Origin of the sequence: uncultured Roseobacter sp., assembly GCF_947496515.1 — a bacterium.
In the GTDB taxonomy this organism is placed as follows: domain Bacteria; phylum Pseudomonadota; class Alphaproteobacteria; order Rhodobacterales; family Rhodobacteraceae; genus Roseobacter.
In genome coordinates this window covers 36310-55084 of sequence record NZ_CANMDB010000006.1, presented here as the reverse complement: position 1 = coordinate 55084, position 18775 = coordinate 36310, and the positions used below count along the sequence as shown (strand labels likewise).

General features: G+C 64.4%; 20 protein-coding genes. 7 read left to right on the top strand and 13 right to left on the bottom strand.

The window, feature by feature from the left end; all coding sequences use genetic code 11:
- Positions 1-589 precede the first annotated feature (589 nt).
- Together Q1A53_RS12290 and Q1A53_RS12285 are read right to left on the bottom strand one after the other, a co-directional pair.
- A complete protein-coding gene (locus tag Q1A53_RS12290; protein ID WP_299966943.1) occupies positions 590-2431 on the bottom strand; it encodes an ABC transporter ATP-binding protein/permease in 1842 nt (613 codons plus the stop codon).
- A gap of 358 nt (positions 2432-2789) precedes the next feature.
- Positions 2790-4100 carry a LysM peptidoglycan-binding domain-containing protein gene (locus tag Q1A53_RS12285; protein ID WP_299966940.1) on the bottom strand — a complete coding sequence of 437 codons (1311 nt, stop codon included), beginning with the start codon at positions 4098-4100 and terminating at the stop codon, positions 2790-2792.
- A gap of 135 nt (positions 4101-4235) precedes the next feature.
- Here Q1A53_RS12285 and Q1A53_RS12280 point away from each other — a divergent pair, with 135 nt between their 5' ends.
- Positions 4236-4808, top strand: a complete 573-nt coding sequence (locus Q1A53_RS12280) for a TIGR00730 family Rossman fold protein (protein WP_299966937.1) — start codon at positions 4236-4238, stop codon at positions 4806-4808.
- Here the strand turns inward: Q1A53_RS12280 and rarD are convergent.
- The 9 genes from rarD to Q1A53_RS12235 form a co-directional block, all read right to left on the bottom strand.
- A complete protein-coding gene (gene rarD, locus Q1A53_RS12275; RefSeq protein ID WP_299966934.1) occupies positions 4727-5647 on the bottom strand; it encodes an EamA family transporter RarD in 921 nt (306 codons plus the stop codon). The two genes, Q1A53_RS12280 and rarD, sit on opposite strands and share 82 nt — an antisense overlap.
- A gap of 224 nt (positions 5648-5871) precedes the next feature.
- Positions 5872-6471: a superoxide dismutase gene (locus tag Q1A53_RS12270; RefSeq protein WP_299966931.1), complete on the bottom strand. Its 600-nt coding sequence runs from the start codon at positions 6469-6471 to the stop codon at positions 5872-5874.
- A gap of 135 nt (positions 6472-6606) precedes the next feature.
- The gene (locus Q1A53_RS12265) at positions 6607-7068 is read right to left on the bottom strand and encodes a hypothetical protein (protein ID WP_299966928.1); all 462 of its coding nucleotides are present in this window, start codon (positions 7066-7068) and stop codon (positions 6607-6609) included.
- A gap of 4 nt (positions 7069-7072) precedes the next feature.
- The gene (locus Q1A53_RS12260) at positions 7073-7486 is read right to left on the bottom strand and encodes a hypothetical protein (RefSeq protein WP_299966925.1); all 414 of its coding nucleotides are present in this window, start codon (positions 7484-7486) and stop codon (positions 7073-7075) included.
- A 93-nt stretch (positions 7487-7579) separates the two neighbouring features.
- Complete coding sequence (locus Q1A53_RS12255) at positions 7580-8170, bottom strand: sarcosine oxidase subunit gamma family protein (protein ID WP_299966922.1); 591 nt, start codon at positions 8168-8170, stop codon at positions 7580-7582.
- The gene (locus Q1A53_RS12250; RefSeq protein ID WP_299966919.1) at positions 8163-11177 is read right to left on the bottom strand and encodes a sarcosine oxidase subunit alpha family protein; all 3015 of its coding nucleotides are present in this window, start codon (positions 11175-11177) and stop codon (positions 8163-8165) included. Before Q1A53_RS12250 ends, Q1A53_RS12255 begins: the two co-directional genes overlap by 8 nt.
- Before the next feature lie 60 nt (positions 11178-11237).
- The gene (locus Q1A53_RS12245; RefSeq protein ID WP_299966916.1) at positions 11238-11567 is read right to left on the bottom strand and encodes a sarcosine oxidase subunit delta; all 330 of its coding nucleotides are present in this window, start codon (positions 11565-11567) and stop codon (positions 11238-11240) included.
- A gap of 87 nt (positions 11568-11654) precedes the next feature.
- Positions 11655-11855 carry a hypothetical protein gene (locus tag Q1A53_RS12240; RefSeq protein ID WP_299966913.1) on the bottom strand — a complete coding sequence of 67 codons (201 nt, stop codon included), beginning with the start codon at positions 11853-11855 and terminating at the stop codon, positions 11655-11657.
- 192 nt (positions 11856-12047) lie between these two features.
- Positions 12048-12227, bottom strand: coding sequence for a hypothetical protein (locus Q1A53_RS12235; RefSeq protein ID WP_299966912.1), 180 nt, complete (start codon positions 12225-12227; stop codon positions 12048-12050).
- A 143-nt stretch (positions 12228-12370) separates the two neighbouring features.
- Between Q1A53_RS12235 and Q1A53_RS12230 the strand changes: the two genes are divergently transcribed.
- Positions 12371-12559: a hypothetical protein gene (locus Q1A53_RS12230; RefSeq protein ID WP_299966911.1), complete on the top strand. Its 189-nt coding sequence runs from the start codon at positions 12371-12373 to the stop codon at positions 12557-12559.
- Positions 12560-12774: 215 nt separating this feature from the next.
- Here the strand turns inward: Q1A53_RS12230 and Q1A53_RS12225 are convergent, their stop codons facing one another.
- Positions 12775-14019, bottom strand: coding sequence for a sarcosine oxidase subunit beta family protein (locus Q1A53_RS12225; protein WP_299966910.1), 1245 nt, complete (start codon positions 14017-14019; stop codon positions 12775-12777).
- Positions 14020-14236: 217 nt separating this feature from the next.
- Here Q1A53_RS12225 and ccmI point away from each other — a divergent pair, with 217 nt between their 5' ends.
- Genes ccmI through bluB form a run of 4 tightly spaced genes read left to right on the top strand, consistent with a single transcriptional unit; the run spans position 14237 to position 16842 of the window.
- Complete coding sequence (gene ccmI / locus Q1A53_RS12220) at positions 14237-15469, top strand: c-type cytochrome biogenesis protein CcmI (RefSeq protein WP_299966909.1); 1233 nt, start codon at positions 14237-14239, stop codon at positions 15467-15469.
- Complete coding sequence (gene ruvX, locus Q1A53_RS12215; protein ID WP_299966907.1) at positions 15466-15960, top strand: Holliday junction resolvase RuvX; 495 nt, start codon at positions 15466-15468, stop codon at positions 15958-15960. Before ccmI ends, ruvX begins: the two co-directional genes overlap by 4 nt.
- Complete coding sequence (locus tag Q1A53_RS12210) at positions 15957-16187, top strand: DUF1289 domain-containing protein (protein WP_299966905.1); 231 nt, start codon at positions 15957-15959, stop codon at positions 16185-16187. The genes ruvX and Q1A53_RS12210 overlap by 4 nt, the downstream gene beginning before the upstream one ends.
- Before the next feature lie 31 nt (positions 16188-16218).
- Entirely contained in the window at positions 16219-16842 is a 624-nt protein-coding gene (gene bluB / locus Q1A53_RS12205; protein WP_299966903.1) for a 5,6-dimethylbenzimidazole synthase, read from the top strand.
- Positions 16843-16845: 3 nt separating this feature from the next.
- Here the strand turns inward: bluB and Q1A53_RS12200 are convergent, their stop codons facing one another.
- Positions 16846-17751, bottom strand: coding sequence for a LysR family transcriptional regulator (locus Q1A53_RS12200; RefSeq protein WP_299966901.1), 906 nt, complete (start codon positions 17749-17751; stop codon positions 16846-16848).
- Between the two features lie 88 nt (positions 17752-17839).
- Between Q1A53_RS12200 and metF the strand changes: the two genes are divergently transcribed.
- Positions 17840-18709 carry a methylenetetrahydrofolate reductase [NAD(P)H] gene (gene metF / locus Q1A53_RS12195; protein ID WP_299966899.1) on the top strand — a complete coding sequence of 290 codons (870 nt, stop codon included), beginning with the start codon at positions 17840-17842 and terminating at the stop codon, positions 18707-18709.
- Positions 18710-18775: the final 66 nt, after the last annotated feature.

Below are 18775 nucleotides of genomic sequence, written 5' to 3'. Positions count from 1 at the left end.
ATCTTTGTCACCGACGGCTGTCTGGCGTTTGATTATCATGGGTATTCCATCCGAAAACGACTGTTGGACTATCACGCGGCCAAGTGGTCAGGTGAAACCTCAGCGCATTGGACCTGCAGGTTGGAACGGGTCCGGTTCGATCTCCTCGACACCCGTGCGCTGAATGACAGGAAAATGCTCGGGCCTGAGCACTATAAAAAGGACGTCATTGCGCGGGCTCAAAGATACCTGGCACGGATAGATCACGAAAAGGCCTATGCAAAAGCGATGTGCCGTTCCCAAGAGCTGCGAGCGTAAGGGGCGCGGAAGGCGGGCTCGCCACCGTGAGAGCCGCGGCTGAGCTTTCATCTCGTGGACGCGTCGCGACGCAAAGGTCCAAGGTCTTTGACATCGATGGCTGTCGTAAACGCAAACGGATGCGGCGGTACCCATTGGCCCGGTGGTGTTCAGCACACTCGCTATCGACCCCGCTGCCTGACCCGCAGGGGCAGGCAGCCCCCGACCCTCCTCGATGGAGGTGAGGGGGGTCCCCTCACCGCCAGATGGTGCCCGTCTCCACCCAAAACCCCGACCGTGTCTCAAACGCGGATCAGCCAACATCCTCCGACTGTTGCCGCGCCCACAGCTGTGCGTAGCGGCCGCCCTTTTGCAACAACGCCTCGTGCCGGCCGCGTTCCACCACCTCCCCCTGCTCCAGCACGATGATCTGATCTGCTTCGGCGATCGTCGACAAGCGGTGTGCGATGGTCAGAACCGTGCGCCCGCGCCCCGCCTGCATCAACGCTTCCTTGATCTCTTGTTCTGTTTCGGAATCCAGCGCCGATGTCGCCTCGTCCAGCAGCAGGATCGCCGGATCCTTCAGCAGCGTCCGCGCGATGCCCACGCGCTGTTTTTCTCCGCCAGACAGCTTCAGCCCCCGCTCCCCCACGGTGGTCTCATAGCCATCCGGAAGCGCCATGATGAAATCATGGATCTGGGCGGCACGCGCCACCGCCTCGATCTCCGCATCGCCCGCGTCCTCGCGGCCGTAACCGATGTTGTAGCGGATCGTATCGTTGAAGAGCACCGTGTCCTGAGGGACGACGCCGATGGCCGCATGCAGGCTGTCCTGCGTCACCTCTCGCACATCCTGACCGTCGATACGCAGGGCCCCGCCGCCCACATCGTAGAACCGAAAGAGCAGCCGCCCGATGGTCGATTTTCCCGACCCGGTGGAGCCGACGATCGCCACCATCTGACCGGGCTCGGCAACCAGGCTCACCCCTTTGAGAATGGGGCGCGCCGCATCGTAGCCGAACCGTACGTCATCCAGTTCAACCCGCCCGCCCTGCACGTCCAACGGCTTGGCACCGGGCGGGTCGGTGACCTCCGCAGGCTGCTCCAGCAAATCGAACATCTCGCCCATATCCACGAGCGCCTGCCGGATCTCGCGATAGACGGTGCCAAGGAAATTCAGCGGCACCGTGATCTGAACCATATAGGCGTTGACCATGACGAAATCGCCCACCGTCAGATCTCCGCGCTGTACGCCAACGGCCGCCATCACCATCACACCGACCAGCCCCATCGTGATCAACAGCGACTGGCCGAAGTTCAGAAAGGCGAGGCTATAGCTCGTCTTGATCGCCGCGCGCTCGTATTTCTCCATCGCCGCATCATAGCGTCGGGCTTCGCGTGCCTCGGCGCCGAAATATTTCACCGTCTCGAAGTTCAGCAGGCTGTCGATGGCTTTCTGATTGGCGTCGGTGTCCTGATCGTTCATCTCCCGCCGCAGCCGCACACGCCACTCGGTCACTGCAAAGGTAAACCAGACATAAAGCGCGATGGTCCCCGCCACGACCACCAGATACCAGATGTCGAACACCACGGCGAGAATGACCCCCACCAGCAACAACTCCAGCAGCAACGGCCCGATGGAAAAGAGCAAAAACCGCAACAGGAAATCGACACCCTTCACACCCCGCTCGATGATGCGGCTCAGCCCGCCGGTCTTGCGCCCGATGTGATAGCGCAACGACAGCCGGTGAATGTGACCGAAGGTCTCCAACGCAAGCATCCGCAAGGCCCGCTGTCCCACGCGCGCAAAAACCGCATCCCGCAGTTGCTGAAACCCTACCGTCATCAGCCGCGCCATCCCGTAGGCAACCGTCAGCCCCACCGCTCCGAGGGCCAGCATCGGCACGCCTTCCTCGGCCAGCGCATCCACCGCACCCTTGTAGAAAAACGGCGTTGTCACGGAAATCAGCTTGGCGAAAATCAACAACCCCATCGCCACGATCACCCTGTGACGCACCCAGGCAGGATCCTTGGGCCACAGGTACGGTGCGACCTTGCGAATGGTGCGCAGCCCGGACTGACGCTCCTCCTCATCGGTCTTGACCTCAGAGGCGGCCGTACCCTGGTTCGCTGTGCTGGTGGTGTCGGCTGGCATCACATGTCCTGCGTGGCTCTCGGACCGGTTACCTAAGTCACGACCCACTGCATGACCAGACAATTGCGGGAGAATTCCCACATGCCACCAGTTAAATGCGCGCCACACCAACCGCAGACGGCACGGGAGCGAACCTCACGCCCGGCGCCTAGATCTCCCTACGGATCAACACCGCACCCCATTTGCCCTTCAAAGGTCCACTGTCGTGAAAGAGCTCTCCCCGAGCATCAAAGAGCACCAAAGCTCTCTCATCTTGCCCGATAAACTCCCGCCGGAGGCGCATCTCTCCATCCGCGAAACCCGTCCGATCATATGCGCATCAAACCAATAGACCCGTCTGCACCGCGCGTACCGGGATCTAGTCCACAGGCAAATCAAATACCTGCCCGGGGTAGATCAAATCCGGATCGCGAATGTCGCGCTGGTTCGCTTCAAACACTCTGACGTAGAGAACCCCCTCACCGTAGCGTTCCCGCGCGATCGCCCAGAGCGTATCGCCGGTCTGCACCGTCACCGCGCTGACAGCGCCGCCGCGGTCCGCGGTCGCCTCGGCCAGCACTTCGGGTGCCTCACGCTGGAACGGTGTCTCGATCCGGCTGGTCACATCTCCTGCCTCGTTCACTTCGTCGACACGCAATCGGTAGCGCCCGGGAGCCACCTGCGGCACGGCTCCGCGCCAGACACCGTTCTCATCCAGCGACAGCGCCGTGGCAAACCGGTTGTCGAGGTAGACCCGCACCTCGGAGGTGCCAGGAGCCGCGCGCCCGGCCAGCTGCACCGCACCTGCGTCGCTATACCCGATCGTGTCGATGCTGATACCATCCGCGGGCTCAGGATCCGATTGCAGCAGTTCCACGCCCTCTTCGGTGGAGCGCAGCACCGCAACCGACTGCGCAGGCTCCGCCGCCGCAGCCGGGGCCGCCGGGGTCTCGCCTGCCGTTTGTTCTGATCCATCTGAGGGCGCCTGCGCGGCGCTCTGGACCTCGACGTTCGTTGAGGCACCACCTTCGGTCGTCCCGGCCTCCGCCACTGCCGCTCGGTCCGGCGGTGCCTGCTGCGCCGTGGCCTTGGGATCAGCATCCGACGCTCCCCTCTCGCGCGCCTCGGTCTCAACTGGCGGCTCCGGCGCGCGCGGCGTCTCCGGCGCCAGGGCCGTGACGACATCGCGCTGTGGATCAGGGGCGGCCGGCAGCGGTGCGAGGATCACATCCTCGACCGACCGCTGTGTATGCTCCCCATTGGTCGCCTCCAGCGTGAAGACCCGCGCGCCCGCATCTGGTGCGACATCGCCAACCGCGGCAAAAGCACCCGTTTGGTCCGCCGTTGCGCGCGCGATCTCCTCTCCGTCAACCTGAACTGAGACCTCCGCCCCCGGCTCAGCCTGACCGGCAATGACGGCCAGCCCATCCGGCTCGACCCGAACCGCATCGATGCTGGGCTGGGCCGTCTGTTCGCCGGGCGTCTCTTCCTCTTCGGCGGTGGTGCGCGCTTCCTCGACCGGGGCACCTTCCTCAACGGGCGTCTGCGCAAGGGGCTGTGTCGCATCCGCCACGGGGGTATCGCGGTCGAGCCCCATGTAAACCCCGGTCGCCACCAGCGTGGCAATCACGATACCTGCCCCCCAGAGCCAGCCGCTTCCCGATCCCGTGTCAGAGCCCTGCTCCGCCATACCCTATTCTTCTTTCCACATTTTCACCCGCAGGCAGGCCGCCGCGAGAATTGAGACTACATAGCAACTGCAGTATCACCGGTCAAAACACCGACAATCACTTTTGTCATAGATTTCAACGATGAGGATCGCGTTATGCACCACACATCCGTCTGCGTCTACTGCGGGTCCCGCCCCGGTGCCCACCCGGCCTACCTCGCGGATGCCGAAGCCCTGGGGCATGCCATCGCCGAGGAAGGCTGGCGGCTGGTCTACGGCGCCGGTGACGTCGGCCTGATGGGGGCGGTCGCGCGCGCAACCCAGATGGCGGGTGGCGAGACCTTCGGCGTCATCCCTCAGCATCTGGTCGCCTGGGAGGTCGGCAAGACAGATCTGACCACCTATGTGATCACCGAAACCATGCATGAACGCAAGAAAGTGATGTTCATGAACTGTGATGCGGTGGTCGTGCTGCCGGGCGGTGCGGGCTCGCTCGACGAGCTCTTTGAGGTGCTCACATGGCGCCAGCTGGGCCTGCATGAAAAGCCCGTTTTTCTCGTAAATACAGAAGGCTACTGGGATCCGCTGCTGACGCTGCTGCGCCATGTGACGGAACAGGGTTTTGCCGATGACTGCCTGCACGGCTACTACAAGGTCGTGCCCGATGCTGCCGCTGCACGCGCGGCCTTGCGTCTGGCGTTGTCGAGCACCAGGGCCGTCGCGGAATAGAGCGCGAGCGCCGTCCAGATCAGCGCAAAGGCCGCCACATGCCAGGGTCCGAAGGGCTCGGCAAAGATGAAAACGGCACAGCCGAACTGCAAGGTGGGGTTGATGTACTGCAGCAATCCGGTGGAGGTCATGGTCAGCCGTCGCGCCGCATAGCTGAACAGAATGAGCGGCAGCGCCGTGATCGGTCCCGCAAAGATCAGCAGCGCCGCGGTGCGCAGATCGCCCCCCAGCACGGCCCCACCATTGTGATGTGTTTGCAACAGAACCGCGGCGGCAAGGGGGATGAGCAGTAATATCTCCGCCGTGACAGAGACCACGGGGCCCAGATCCAGCTGCTTTTTGATCAGGCCGTAGATCCCGAAGGTCACGGCCAGCGCCAGTGCGATCCACGGCGCGGTGCCCAGACCGAAGGTCAGCAACGCGACCGCCGTTGCCGCCAATGCGACCGCCAGCCATTGCAGCGGGGTCAGCCGCTCACCAAAGACGAGCCGTCCGATCACCACCGCCACCAGCGGATAGATGTAGTAGCCAAGCGAGGTCTGCGTCGTATGACCGGTCTGCACCGACCAGATAAAGAGCGACCAGTTCACCGCAATCATCAGCGAGGCGACCGCTATGAGTGCAAAGGCACGTCTGCCTCGTAACGCCGTGATGATGGCGCCCAGCCGCCCCTGCACCGCCAGCAGCAGACCGAAGATCACCAGCGACCAGATCATCCGGTGCGACAGCACCTCCAGCGCCGGAACATGCGCCAGTTCCTTGTAGTAGATCGGAGACAGCCCCCAGATACTACAGGCCGCGACCATGGCCGCGACACCCTTGACTGCTTGACTGGCCATGCGCGTTCCCTTCCGCATGGTTTTGCGCGCAAAACCGACCACCAACAAGCGAAAAGGCCCCGCAAGAGACGGGGCCTTCTGGGTAACTGTGATTGCAGTCCGTTGCGCCGGTTCATGTGGCGCGCCCGCCTTAGCCACTCTTTTCGGGATACAGTCCCCGAGGACAGTGGCCGTTCACGGGCAATATCTGCCGTTCGATGCGCGCGCGGGCCCAGCCGGCTGGCTTACATTCGGGAGGCAACGTTCTCCCAGTTCACGAGATTGTCGAGGAAGTTCGACAGGTAGTCGGGCCGCTTGTTGCGGAAGTCGATGTAGTAGGAATGCTCCCACACATCACACCCCAGCAGGGCCGTCTGCCCGAAACATACCGGATTGACGCCGTTTTCGGTCTTGGTGACCTTGAGGCTGCCGTCACTGTCCTTGACCAGCCACGCCCAGCCGGAACCGAACTGACCGGCGCCCGCCGCCTTGAAGTCGTCCTTGAATTTATCAACGGAGCCAAAGCTCTCGGTGATGGCTGTCTCCAGCTCGCCCGGCATGCCTGCATCGCCCGGACCCATCATCTCCCAGAACTGGTTATGGTTCCACAGCTGGCTGATGTTGTTGAAGATGCCGTTCTGCGCCACGGCACTGGCGTCATAGGTGCCCTTGATGATCTCTTCGAGCGATTTGCCTTCCCACTCCGTGCCTTCGATCGCCTTGTTGCCGTTGGTGACATAGGCGTTGTGGTGCAGATCGTGGTGGTATTCCAGCGTTTCCGCGGACATGCCTTTGGATGCCAGCGCATCATGCGCGTAGGGAAGATCGGGAAGTGAAAAAGCCATGTCGGGCCCCCTTGGTTATTGAAGTTGGGTACAGTGCACAAAAAGCGCAGCCGCTCAGGACTTCAAGTGTTAACCAGTCCTAAAAGTTCCGAAAGGCGGAGAATTCCGCAGGTGGCACCGCGACTGCTCTGCCGCTTACTTGACCCGGGGTGTGCAGGTGCCGGAGCCGCTGAACCGCTTGCGGAACTCCGGCAACCAGCCCCGCACATGGATCCGGTTGGACGGTTTTTCAATCACCGCGCTATATTCCGCATCCGGCAGGAGAAACTCCCTGTCCTTCGATTTCCCGATCCCACCGGCGAGGCGCCAGTCCAAACGCATCTCGCGATCCGTATTGCGCTGCAGCGCGGCCCTGGCGGTACCACCCGGGTAGTTGAGCGAAACGCCGTCCGACACAACGACAGATCCGTCGTTCAACACCACGATGCCAATCTTGGTCGAGATCCAGAAATCATTCGTCTTGGATGGCTGCATGTCGCAGTCATAAAGAACGCCCTTCGCATCCCGCGCAACGGCTGATGATGCCGCCGTCACTGTCGCGCCAGCGATCAGGCAGACAGCCACGAGACGGGTCACTGACGTCAGCCGCATGGTCATAGCGTCAACGCGAGACCGTGCAGCTGCCTTCGCCTTTCGGCCGCCAGCGATGGTTAAAGCCAACGGCGCGCATCTGGTAGGTCCCGGACTTGCGGTTCAGCGTTGCCTTGTACCGGATGTTGTAGACGCCTTGTGTCGTCCGCACGTCCGTCACCCGCCACGCGAGCCGGTCGGTCGTGCCCGAACTGGAGCTGATCTCGCCCCGGATCGGGCCGCCCTTCACTGACTGGATCATGTTATCAAGTATCCGTACGGTGCCAAGACCCTCGTCAATGAAGAACACGACCCGGGGGCCGATGAACCCGTTCGGCGACCGGTAGGATGCCGTACAGTCATAGACCGTTTCCGCCGCGCTGGCAGATGTCCCCAGAGAGCTGAGCGCCAGCAGCGCCGCACCGATTACTGCACGATACGTCATGATACTCGTCACCTTTTCCAACTGTTTTCTAGGGCCCGGCATCTCACAACCCAGACCAGTTTGCAGGCGAGTATCCGCCGACCGCAGCGGGTGTCAACCGCCTCCCGTCGGATCCGGCCAGATCCCTACATCGGACCCTTTTTGCGCGGCAACAGTCAGCACATCAAAAACATATTGTGTCTGAGATCGAAAACAGACGACCCGAAATGTCTCTTCTGTGGGCATCCAGAACGCGGCCCCCACCTGCGCCATCCGGGTGCGTCGGAACATGCCGGGGGTGAACGCACCGGGGCTCAAATCGACCGGGCAGAGCTTGGCCAGAACGTCTCGCGCCTTTGGCCCGACAACGCTCAGCAGCGCGCGGGCGTCCGAGACGTTTACCGCCAGCGCGTGGGCATCCCCCAGACCCTCCTGCAAACGTGCCAGCCGCTCGGGCACCTCCCCGTGCGGGCAAAGCAGCATCAGTTCATCCGGGCTCATCCAGGCGAGGCTTGCATCCTCGCTGGTGGTGATGGTCCCGCGGTCCGGCATCTCCGCACCGCTGGCGCCGATGGCGGCGGCGCGGACCGCGCTGTCCTCCAGATCTCCACGCAGGGTGATCATGCCCTGCACCGGTTCCTCACGCACCGTCGCAATGCCAGTCTCGAACACCGCACCGCCGAGGGCTGTCACCGGCTCAGACATCCGCCTTCTCCCCCGCCTTGTCGTAGAAGACCGGATCCACGATGCGCGCGCGGTAGGTTGCGCCGTCGGTCCCGGGGAACTCCAGCACCTCGCCCATCCGCTCCGGTCCGTTCAGCACCAGCCCCATGGCGATCCCCTTGCCCAGGTTCGGCGAGCGGTAGCTGGACGTCACCCGGCCGATGGTCACCCGCTGACCGTTGGCGTTCATCCCCTCGCCTACCGCATAGGCTCCGTCGGGCAGCGTAGCACCCGACAGGGTTTCCAGGCCCACCAGTTTCCACCGCGCGGGATCGGTCATATGGCTGCGCGCCTGCGCGCGTTTGCCAATGTAGTCGTCCTTTTTCTTGGAGATCGCCCAGTCGAGCCCCAGATCCTGCGGTATGACCGTGCCATCGGTCTCATCGCCGATCATGATGAACCCCTTTTCGGCCCGCAGAATATGGAGCGCTTCGGTCCCGTAGGGCATGACACCCAGATCATAGCCCACCACCATCAGCGCATCCCAAAGCGCCCGGCCCTGGCCTGCCTCCACTGCGATCTCATAGCTGAGCTCACCAGAAAAGGAGATCCGAAAGACCCGCACCCGGAAGCCGCCCAGTGTCCCGTCGGCCCAGCCCATGAAGGGCAGCGCCTCGCGGGACAGATCCATGCCGCCCAGCTTTTCCAGCGCCTTTCGGGCGTTCGGACCTACGACGGCGATCTGCGCGTATGCTTCCGTCACATTGACAACCCAGACCCGCCAGTCCCACCATTCGGTCTGCAGCCATTCCTCCATATGCTGGTGAATATGCTCGGCGCCGCCGGTGGTGGTGTGGCAGAGAAACGTATCCTGATCCAGCCGCGCCACGACACCGTCGTCGATCAGAAACCCGTTCTCCGAGCACATCAGCCCGTAGCGGCAGCGCCCCGGCTTCAGCGTGCTCATCATGTTGGTGTAAAGCATGTCGAGGAACTTGCCCGCGTCGGGTCCCTTGACGAGGATCTTGCCCAGGGTCGAGGCATCGAGCAGCCCGAGGTTTTCACGGGTGTTGCGGGTCTCGCGCATCACCGCGTCATGGGTGCTCTCACCCGCGCGGCGGTAGGTGTAGGGCCTGCGCCACTGGCCCACCGGCTCCCAGACCGCGCCGTTGGCCTCATGCCAGTCGTGCAGCGGCGTGCGCCGGATGGGCTGAAACACCTCGCCCCGCGCCTCACCCGCGATGGATCCCATGGAGATCGGCGTGTAGGGCGGGCGGAAGGTTGTCGTGCCCACCTCCGGAATGGTGGACCCGCGGGCCGCAGCCAGCGTGGCTAGCCCGTTGATGTTGCTCAGCTTACCCTGATCCGTGGCCATCCCCAGCGTGGTATAGCGCTTGGCGTGCTCGACGCTCTCGAACCCTTCGCGGGCGGCCAGTTCCACATCCGACACCTTCACATCGTTCTGATAGTCGAGCCAGGCCTTGGACCGCAGGTCGTACCCGGCATGCGCTGGCATCAGCCAGACGGGCGCGATCGGTGCTTCCTCTGGGCTCTCGGCCAGCGGCGTCTCGACGGACCCCGGGTCAAAGCCAGCGGCCTCCGCCGCCCGCACCCCTGCCGCCGTGGCGCTGCTCAGCACATCGGCCAACCGCATGGCACCGCTGGCCGCCCCCGCGGCACTGACGAAGGCGGCACCGTCCGCACCTGTTGGCGATTTGTCCACATCCGGCCGGAAATGCGCCTGTGTCTCATCCCAGAGCAGTTTGCCGCCACAGTGCGACCACAGATGCACCACCGGCGACCAGCCGCCGGACATGGCCACCGCCTCGCAGCCGATCTGCTCCAGCACGGTGCCATCGCCCGCCTGACTGCAGATCTGCACGGCGGTGACGCGCTTGCCGCCCAGCACGCGCGCGATGCCGTGCCCCATCAGCACCCGGATCCCCAGCGATTTGGCGCGGGCCATGGCGGCGCTGTCCTCTGCCAGCACCCGTGCATCGAGGATCACCGGTACCTCCAGACCCGCATCCTGCAGCGCAAAGGCCGTCAGATAAGCGTCATCGTTGTTGGTCACCACCACCGTGCGGCGCCCCACCGCAACGCCATGGTTCACGGCAAAATCGCGGATGGCCGAGGCCAGCATCACCCCAGGAATGTCATTTCCGGCAAAGGACAGGGGCCGCTCCACCGCACCTGTGGCAGTGATGATATGGCCCGCCCGGATTCGCCAGAGGCGCTGGCGCGGGCCGTCCGCGTCCGGCGCGTGATCGCGCAGCTGCTCATAGCCCAGCACATAGCCGTGGTCATAGATGCCCGCCGCCATCAACCGTCTGCGCAGCGTCACGTTTGGCAAAGCGCGTAGCGCGGCCAGCATCTCCTCCACAGTGTTGTCCACAGGGGAGCCCGCAACCGTGCCACCATCCAACGGCGCGCGCCCGCCCCAATGGGCCGTCTGTTCCACCAGCAGCACCTTGGCACCGGACTGCGCCGCAGTCAGCGCCGCCTGCAACCCGGCGATCCCGCCGCCGATCACCATGACATCGCAGAAGAAATGGAAGTGTTCGTAGGTGTCGGGATCACCCGCAACCGGTGCGCGCCCCAGCCCGGCGGAGCGGCGGATGATGGGTTCAAACACGTGTTTCCAGAACGGTCGCGGGTGAATGAACATCTTGTAGTAAAAGCCGGCAGGCAAAAACCGCGCCAGTCGCGCGTTGATGGCACCTATGTCGAACTCGAGACTGGGCCAGTGGTTCTGGCTCTGCGCGCTCAGGCCCTCGAAAAGCTCTGTGGTGGTGGCGCGCTGGTTGGGCTCCATCGCGGTGCCCTCTCCCAGATGAACCAGCGCATTGGGCTCTTCGGCACCGCTGGCCACCAGCCCGCGCGGACGGTGATACTTGAATGACCGGCCCAGCAGCATCCGGTCGTTGGCCAAAAGCGCCGAGGCCAGCGTATCGCCCCCATACCCCCGCAGCTTGCTGCCGTTGAACGTGAACTCCAGCGGGTGTTGCCGGTCGATCAGCCGGCCGCCGGTGGCAAGTCTTTTACTCATGGTCGGTCGGTCCGCTTGGTTGAGCCAGGGGGATTTGAGTTTTTTTGGCAAGGTGAAACATCATGCGAAATCTCTCCAGATCCAGCCCGGTCGCTTTTGGGAGATGCGGTCGCGGATCGCCTGAGGTGGCTCGGTGGTCTGCGCGGAATAGGTGCCGAAGACCTCCAGCGTGGTGGTGCAACGCGCCGCGTGAAACCACTTGCCGCAGCCGTAGACGTGGCGCCAGCGCTCGAAATGCACGCCGCGCGGGTTCTCCCGTGTGAAGAGATAGTCACCGAACGCCTCTTCATCGCCAGCGGGACCCACGCGGGTCAGATGCGCCTCACCACCGGCGTGGAATTCGGTTTCCTCGGAGGTCACGCCACACACGGGACAGGTCAGAATGAGCATATGCAGGCTCCCTTTGCGGGCAGGCAACGCAAAAAGGCGGGCGCCAGAGGACGCCCGCCTGATGCGGTGAGGGGGTGGTGGTCGGTGTTATTCGATGACAGCGGGTGCTGCGGGCTCCGCAGGTGCGCTCTCGATGGCGGCGGGCGCTGTCGCGTCGCCTTCCCCGGGGGGCACACTGCTGGTGCCGACGATGGCAAGCAGGAAGATGAACGCGCCGATAACCACGAGCGCGATGAAGATGCCTTTGCCACTGACACCGTCGTTTGTCTGTGTCGTATAGTCAGCCATTTATCAGTCTCCTTGTTACGGGAGGCCAGTGTGGCGGCTGGGAAACGGGTCGCAATATCGGCGAAAATCCCCGGTTTGTTTCGGCGGCAGGGGGCCGGAATTGCCTTGATCCATTGGCTAAATGGCGCCGATGGGCTTGCAGTGTCCGCCGCGCGTCCCCAAGGAGCTGTCGCGGCGGACACTGCCTGATCGTCAGCCGTCGGAGATGGCCTCTGCGGCACCTTCCAGCGCGCTGTCCGGACCCTCGACCGCGAGACCGGCGCCATCTGCCAGCATGAAGTAGGCGAGGACCCCGACCACCACGACAAGCATACCGACGACAAAGGCAAGACCGGTGTTACCGCCCGAAGATGTGTTGGATTGATCAGCCATGTTCTTTCTCCTTTTCGCATTGCGATCGGAGAGTGAACGCGAGGTCCTGCACACATGTTCCCAAAAAACACCGCACGCGCCCGGTCGCCAAGCCGTGAGGATCGCGCTAGAATAGGAGCCAAACAGCACAGAGGGTGTATTTTATGAGCGAAGCAACGATTGCGATGGTGGTTTTCGGTGTGATTGCCGCAGGGGCGGTGGTGATGCTGGTCTTGGAACGACGCGGGATCGCGGCCCGCAAGGCCGCCCGCGGCGGACGCGAGATCGACGTCAGCAACCTGATCGCCTTTGGCAGCGCTGCGGGCGAAGGGCGCAAGACGCAGGACAGCTGAGCCGCGCAGGGTATCAGCCGACAACGCACCGCAAGGAACTACCTGTGAGCCTGGCCTGTCGTTCGCGCGCAAGCGACCTTCATTTCCGCGCTTTGAGGCGCTGACCGATGCAGTAGCGGATAAACCGGCCTGGATTTCGTGCACCGCACCACCCGGGCGTAAAAATACACGCCGGCCTGATCTCGCAGCTGCGCTGCAGGCCACACCGACCCGCATCAATGCGCCACCCCTGCGGCCACGCTTTCGTCGATAAAGCGCCCCTCGCGAAAACGCTCCAGCCCGAACGCATCGGTCAGCGGCCCGTGCCCCTTGTGGATCAGCTCCGCCATGGCCCAGCCGGAACCGGGCGTCGCCTTGAACCCGCCCGTGCCCCAGCCACAGTTGATGAAAACCCCCTCGACGGGCGTTTTCGACAGGATGGGCGAGCGGTCACCGGTCACATCCACGATCCCGCCCCACTGCCGCAGCATCTTGAGGCGGCTGATCATGGGAAAGGTCTCCACCAGCGCGCGCACGGTCTCCTCGATATGGTGAAATGACCCGCGTTGCGTGTAGTTGTTATAGCCGTCGGTGCCGCCACCGATCACCATCTCGCCCTTGTCTGACTGGCTCATGTAGCCGTGCACCGTATTGGCCATCACGACCACGTCCATGCAGGGCTTCACCGGCTCGCTGACCAGCGCCTGCAGCGCCACGCTCTCGATGGGCAGCCGGAACCCGGCCAGCCCCGCGACATGCCCCGAGTTCCCCGCCACGACGATGCCCAGCTTGTCGCACCCGATGGCGCCCTTGGTGGTGTCCACGCCCACCACACGGCCCCCTTCGCGGCGCACGTCCGTGACCTCGCACTGCTGAATGACGTCCATGCCCATGTCCGAACACGCCCGCGCGTAGCCCCAGGCCACCGCATCGTGCCGCGCCGTACCACCGCGCGCCTGCCAGAGCCCGCCCAGCACCGGGTAGCGTGGCCCGTCGATGTTGATGATCGGCACCAGCTCCTTGACACGGCGGGGGCTGATAAACTCCGTCTTGACCCCCTGCAGCGCATTGGCGTGCGCTGTCCGCTGGTAACCGCGCACCTCATGGTGCGTCTGCGCCAGCATGATCACCCCGCGGGGGCTGAACATGACGTTATAGTTCAGATCCTGAGACATGGTCTCGTACAGGCTGCGGGATTTTTCGTAGAGCGCCGCAGAGGGATCCTGTAGATAGTTGCTGCGAATGATCGTGGTATTGCGTCCGGTGTTACCGCCCCCCAGCCAGCCCTTCTCCAGAATGGCGACCTTGCGCACGCCGTAGCGCTTGCCAAGATAATAGGCCGTGGCCAGACCGTGCCCGCCAGCGCCAATGATGATCACATCGTAGCGCTCTTTGGGCTGCGCCGCGCGCCACGCCCGTTCCCATCCCATATGATGGCGCATCGCTTCGCGCGCGACGGCAAAGACGGAATAGCGTTTCATGGCCCAGTCACCCCATTTCGGTCGGCCGGACGCGCGTCCGCCCCCGGTGCTATCGTTCTGCTTGAGCCTGCAAAATCCGCCAGACCCCGCGCGGCGTTTTTTAACGGGTTTGCGACATGGCTGGCAATTGCGATGCTTCGCCGCGGAAAACCTGCGCCTTGCCCCTTTTGCACCCCCGCCGGGATCGCTAAGTGAGAGGCAGAGGGAGCGGGCAGGCATGACGATATTCTGGATTCTAGCGGGCAGTCTCGCGGTGGGGGTGGCCATCCTGCTGGCACTCGGCCTGCGCGCCCCGGCCCGCGGCACGGCGCTGCCCCCTGCTGCCTATGACCTGCGCGTCTACCGCGACCAGCTGCGCGAAGTGGAGCGTGATCTCGCCCGCGGCATCGTCAGCGCGGCGGATGCCGAACGGGTGCGCGCAGAGGTGTCGCGCCGCATCCTGGCCGCCGACGCGGCATTGCAACAAAGCGGCGCGCAGGGGGATGCAACCCGCGGTGCGCCAGCGCTGACCGGCGCGGTTCTCGTGGTGATCCTGGCTGCGGGCAGCGTGGCGCTGTATCTTCAGATCGGCGCGCCGGGCTACGGCGATCTGGCACTGGCCGACCGCATCGCCCTTGCCGAGACGGCGCGCGCCGACAGGCCCACCCAGGCACAGGCCGAAGCGGGCATGCCGGAGGCGACCGACCCCGCCGAGGTCAGCCCGGATTATCTCGCACTCGTCAACCGCCTGCGCGCCACCGTCGAAAACCGCCCCGATGATCTGCAAGGCCAGATGCTGCTGGCCCAGAACGAGGCCAATCTGGGCAATTTCCGTGCCGCTCACCGTGCGCAGGCCCGGGTCATCGCGCTCAAGGGGGACGAGGCCACCGCCGGGGATTTTGCCAACTACGCCGATATGCTGGTGCTGGCCGCGGGTGGCTATGTCTCGCCTGAGGCCGAGAGCGCTGTCACCCGGTCGCTCGCACTGGACCCGACCCAGGGCACCGCGCGCTACTATGTGGGGCTCATGATGGCTCAGACCGGGCGGCCCGATACCGCCTTTCGCATGTGGGACAGGCTGCTGCGCGAAGGACCTGAGAGCGCACCCTGGATCCCGCCGATCCTGAACCAGATCGAGGACATGGCCTTTCGCGCGGGCGTCACCTACCAGCTGCCCGAGATCGGCGCCGGGCGCGGGCCCGATGCGGCCGATATCGAGGCCGCCGAAGACCTTAGCCCCGCCGCCCGCATGGAGATGATCCAGAGCATGGTGAGCGGTCTGTCCGACCGGCTGGCCACCGAAGGCGGCCCGGTGGAGGACTGGGCCCAGCTGATCACCGCCCTGGGCGTTCTGGGCCAATACGGTCAGGCCCGCGCCGTCTATGACAACGCCGTCGTGGTCTTTGCCGAGGACACCCGCGCGCTGGATCTCTTGCTGCGGGCCGGGCGCCGGGCGCAGGTGGTCGAATGATATTCGAGGATTTCGCCGACTTCAGCGCCGCGCTCCCTGCGGGCCGGGGCCTCGCCGGGCTCGATCTGGGCACGGTCACCATCGGCGTCGCCGTCTCCGACACGCTGCTGTCCATCGCCACCCCGCTGGAGACGATCAAGCGTCGCAAGTTCGGGCAGGACGCAGCCAGGCTCGCAGAGATCCTGACAGCCCGCACCATCGGCGGGCTGGTGCTGGGTCTGCCACGCAACATGGACGGCTCCGAGGGGCCGCGATGCCAGTCCACCCGCGCCTTTGCCCGCAACCTTGCGGGTCAGGCGGGATTGGACCTGCCGATCACCTTCTGGGACGAACGCCTGTCCACCGTCGCCGCCGAGCGCGCGCTGCTGGAGGCCGACACCTCGCGCCGCCGCCGCGCCGAAGTCATCGATCACGTGGCCGCGGGCTACATTCTGCAAGGCGCGCTCGACCGGCTGAGCGCACTGAGACGACAGCAAGGGATACAAGCATGACCGACGACGTCTGGCGCCGCAACGAGGTCGAGAGCCCCTGCATCAAGGTCTGCGTGATCCACCCTCAGGCGCGGCTCTGCACCGGCTGTCTGCGCTCGATCGAAGAGATCACCGACTGGTCCAGCATGACACCCGAAACGCGCCGCGCCGTGATGGCAGAGCTGCCCACGCGGCAAGGCCAGATCACCCAGCGGCGCGGTGGTCGCGCAGCACGGCTCAAGCGCTGACGCCGCCTGTCCCGGTCGAGGTTCAATACCCATGCAGATGCGCCAGAGCCACCGCACAGCACTGCAAGACCTGCTGATCTGGCGGCGGGATGTACGCCATTTCCGGCCCGACCCGGTGGATCCTGCCTGTCTGACCCGCCTGCAACGCAGCATGGAGCATGCGCCCTCGGTGGGAAACGCCCGCCCCTGGCGCGTGCTGCAGGTGGAAAACGCCCAAAGGCGCGCAGAAGTCATCGCCAGCTTTGACGCTTGCAACGCCGCGGCAGCACAGGCGTATGAGGACGCAGCACAACGCGACTATCTCGCACTGAAACTCGCGGGCCTGCGCGAGGCACCGGTGCATCTGGCTGTTTTCACCGATCTGGCAGTGGCCGAGGGCCGCGGCCTGGGTCGTCAGACCATGCCCGAAACCCTGAGCTATTCCACGGTCATGGCCATCCACACGCTCTGGCTCGCGGCGCGGGCGGAAAACCTCGGGTTGGGATGGGTGTCGATCCTCGATCCGGTCGAGGTCCACCGCATCCTCGACGCGCCTGCCACATGGGCACTGACGGGCTATCTGTGCCTTGGCCACCCGCAAACCACGTCGGACACGCCGTTGTTGCACCAGGCAGGCTGGCAGGCAGACACCCGCTGCACATGGCAGGTCCGGTAACGCTCAGGCGTCCTGCAGCTTGCGCGCCTCTGTGCCTGCAAGATCCAGCAGATCTTTCATGTAGCGTTTGTCCAGATCCCCCTCCCGCACGGCGGCATAGAGCCTGCGCGTGATGCCGTTGGCCGTCAGCGGTCGGGTGATGTAATCCGAGGAATATTTGACCTCCCGCACCACCCAGTCCGGCAGCACCGACACGCCGCGGTTGCTGGCCACCAACAGCAGGATCACCGCCGTCAACTCCACCTGCCGGATCGCGACAGGCTCTACCTTTGCGGGGATCAAAAGCTGGCTGAACACATCCAGACGGCTGCGTTCCACCGGGTAAGTAATCAGGGTCTCACCGCGAAAATCCCCTGCGTCCACGAAAGGTTTGCGCGCCAGCGGATGGGTGCTCGCAGCGACAAAAACCGGCGCGTAATCAAAGAGTTCGACGAATGTGACCCCCGGCAGATCCTCGGGGTCGGACGAGATGACCAGATCCACCTCCTCCTTCAGCAAAGCCGGCAGCGCGTCAAAGGCCAGCCCCGGCCGTATGTCCACATCCACCTCGCCCCAGGTCTTGCGGAACCGCTCCAACACCGGAAACAGCCACTCGAAACAGGCGTGACACTCGATGGCGATGTGCATCCGCCCGGCACTGCCGTCTCGCAGGCCCGCGAATTCCTCCTGCAGTGCCTGCAATTGCGGCAACACCTGCCGCGCGAGTTTCAGCAAGCGCATGCCCGCGGGCGACAGCCGCAGCGGTTTGGACCGCCGCACGAAGAGCTCGACCCCCGCCTGATCCTCAAGCCCTTTGATCTGGTGGCTCAGCGCCGACTGGGTGATATGCAGCTGCTCCGCCGCCCGCGCGAGACCTCCCGCCTCGTGAATGGCCTGCACGGTGCGCAGATGTCGAAACTCAATATGCATAGAGCGCTCATGTTAAAGATGAGAGTTATGAGTTTGTCTCACGAAGCACCCCGTGGCACAAGGGCGCAAACCATGAGGATCGTTGCCTGTGCCCACCCCCGCCGTCTCGTTCGAAGTCTTCCCGCCCCGTTCCATCGATGCCTCCTTCAAGCTCTGGGACACGGCCCAGGCGCTGGCACCGCTGGCGCCGCGCTTCTTCTCGGTAACCTACGGTGCGGGCGGCAGCACCCGGGATCTGACCCATGACGCGGCTTATACGCTGCACAAGACGTCCCGCTTGCCGGTGGCAGCGCATCTCACCTGCGTCGGCGCCACCCGCGAAGAGACGCTGGCCACCGCCCGCCGCTTTGCCGCAGCCGGCGTCACCGACATCGTGGCGCTGCGCGGCGACGCGCCCGAAGGCGAAGACCGTTTCACCCCGCATCCCGACGGCTTTGCCGACGCGGTGGAACTGGTGGAGGCGCTGGCCGAGACGCAGCTTTTCACCCTGCGCGTGGGCGCCTACCCCGAGAGCCACCCCGACGCGGTAAGCCCGCAGGCCAATATCGACTGGCTCAAGGCCAAGATCGACGCAGGCGCCGCCGAAGCAATCACCCAGTTCTTTTTCGAGGCAGAGACCTTTTTGCGCTTCCGCGACGCCTGCGCTGCCGCCGGGATCACGGCGCCCGTCACACCGGGCATCCTGCCCATCGTCAACTGGGGCAACGCCCGCCGCTTTGCCACCCGGTGCGGCACGCAGGTGCCTGCCTGGCTCGATCAGGCGTTCGAGGCTGCGATCCGTGACGACCGGCACGACCTCCTGGCCACGGCGCTCTGCACCGAGATGTGCTCGACCCTCCTCGATGAGGGCGTGGAGTCCCTGCATTTCTACACGCTGAACCGGCCCGAGATGACACGCCAGATCTGTCATGCCCTGGGCGTGACCCAAGCGCTGACCGGCGTGCGCGACGTAGCCTGACGCCCGCGCTGCGGGCGCGCGCAGGATGCCACCAATAAACGATCCCAGAAAACCAGGGCCATCCGC

Coding starts and splice junctions, on each gene's coding strand:
- ccmI (WP_299966909.1), top strand. CDS start 14,237: ATGACGATATTCTGGATTCTAGCGGGCAGTCTCGCGGTGGGGGTGGCC.
- bluB (WP_299966903.1), top strand. CDS start 16,219: ATGCAGATGCGCCAGAGCCACCGCACAGCACTGCAAGACCTGCTGATC.
- rarD (WP_299966934.1), bottom strand. CDS start 5,647: ATGGCCAGTCAAGCAGTCAAGGGTGTCGCGGCCATGGTCGCGGCCTGT.
- Q1A53_RS12245 (WP_299966916.1), bottom strand. CDS start 11,567: ATGCTCATTCTGACCTGTCCCGTGTGTGGCGTGACCTCCGAGGAAACC.
- Q1A53_RS12235 (WP_299966912.1), bottom strand. CDS start 12,227: ATGGCTGATCAATCCAACACATCTTCGGGCGGTAACACCGGTCTTGCC.
- Q1A53_RS12290 (WP_299966943.1), bottom strand. CDS start 2,431: ATGCCAGCCGACACCACCAGCACAGCGAACCAGGGTACGGCCGCCTCT.
- Q1A53_RS12230 (WP_299966911.1), top strand. CDS start 12,371: ATGAGCGAAGCAACGATTGCGATGGTGGTTTTCGGTGTGATTGCCGCA.
- ruvX (WP_299966907.1), top strand. CDS start 15,466: ATGATATTCGAGGATTTCGCCGACTTCAGCGCCGCGCTCCCTGCGGGC.
- Q1A53_RS12250 (WP_299966919.1), bottom strand. CDS start 11,177: ATGAGTAAAAGACTTGCCACCGGCGGCCGGCTGATCGACCGGCAACAC.
- Q1A53_RS12270 (WP_299966931.1), bottom strand. CDS start 6,471: ATGGCTTTTTCACTTCCCGATCTTCCCTACGCGCATGATGCGCTGGCA.
- Q1A53_RS12285 (WP_299966940.1), bottom strand. CDS start 4,100: ATGGCGGAGCAGGGCTCTGACACGGGATCGGGAAGCGGCTGGCTCTGG.
- Q1A53_RS12210 (WP_299966905.1), top strand. CDS start 15,957: ATGACCGACGACGTCTGGCGCCGCAACGAGGTCGAGAGCCCCTGCATC.
- Q1A53_RS12255 (WP_299966922.1), bottom strand. CDS start 8,170: ATGTCTGAGCCGGTGACAGCCCTCGGCGGTGCGGTGTTCGAGACTGGC.
- Q1A53_RS12225 (WP_299966910.1), bottom strand. CDS start 14,019: ATGAAACGCTATTCCGTCTTTGCCGTCGCGCGCGAAGCGATGCGCCAT.
- Q1A53_RS12265 (WP_299966928.1), bottom strand. CDS start 7,068: ATGACCATGCGGCTGACGTCAGTGACCCGTCTCGTGGCTGTCTGCCTG.
- Q1A53_RS12200 (WP_299966901.1), bottom strand. CDS start 17,751: ATGCATATTGAGTTTCGACATCTGCGCACCGTGCAGGCCATTCACGAG.
- Q1A53_RS12240 (WP_299966913.1), bottom strand. CDS start 11,855: ATGGCTGACTATACGACACAGACAAACGACGGTGTCAGTGGCAAAGGC.
- Q1A53_RS12260 (WP_299966925.1), bottom strand. CDS start 7,486: ATGACGTATCGTGCAGTAATCGGTGCGGCGCTGCTGGCGCTCAGCTCT.
- Q1A53_RS12280 (WP_299966937.1), top strand. CDS start 4,236: ATGCACCACACATCCGTCTGCGTCTACTGCGGGTCCCGCCCCGGTGCC.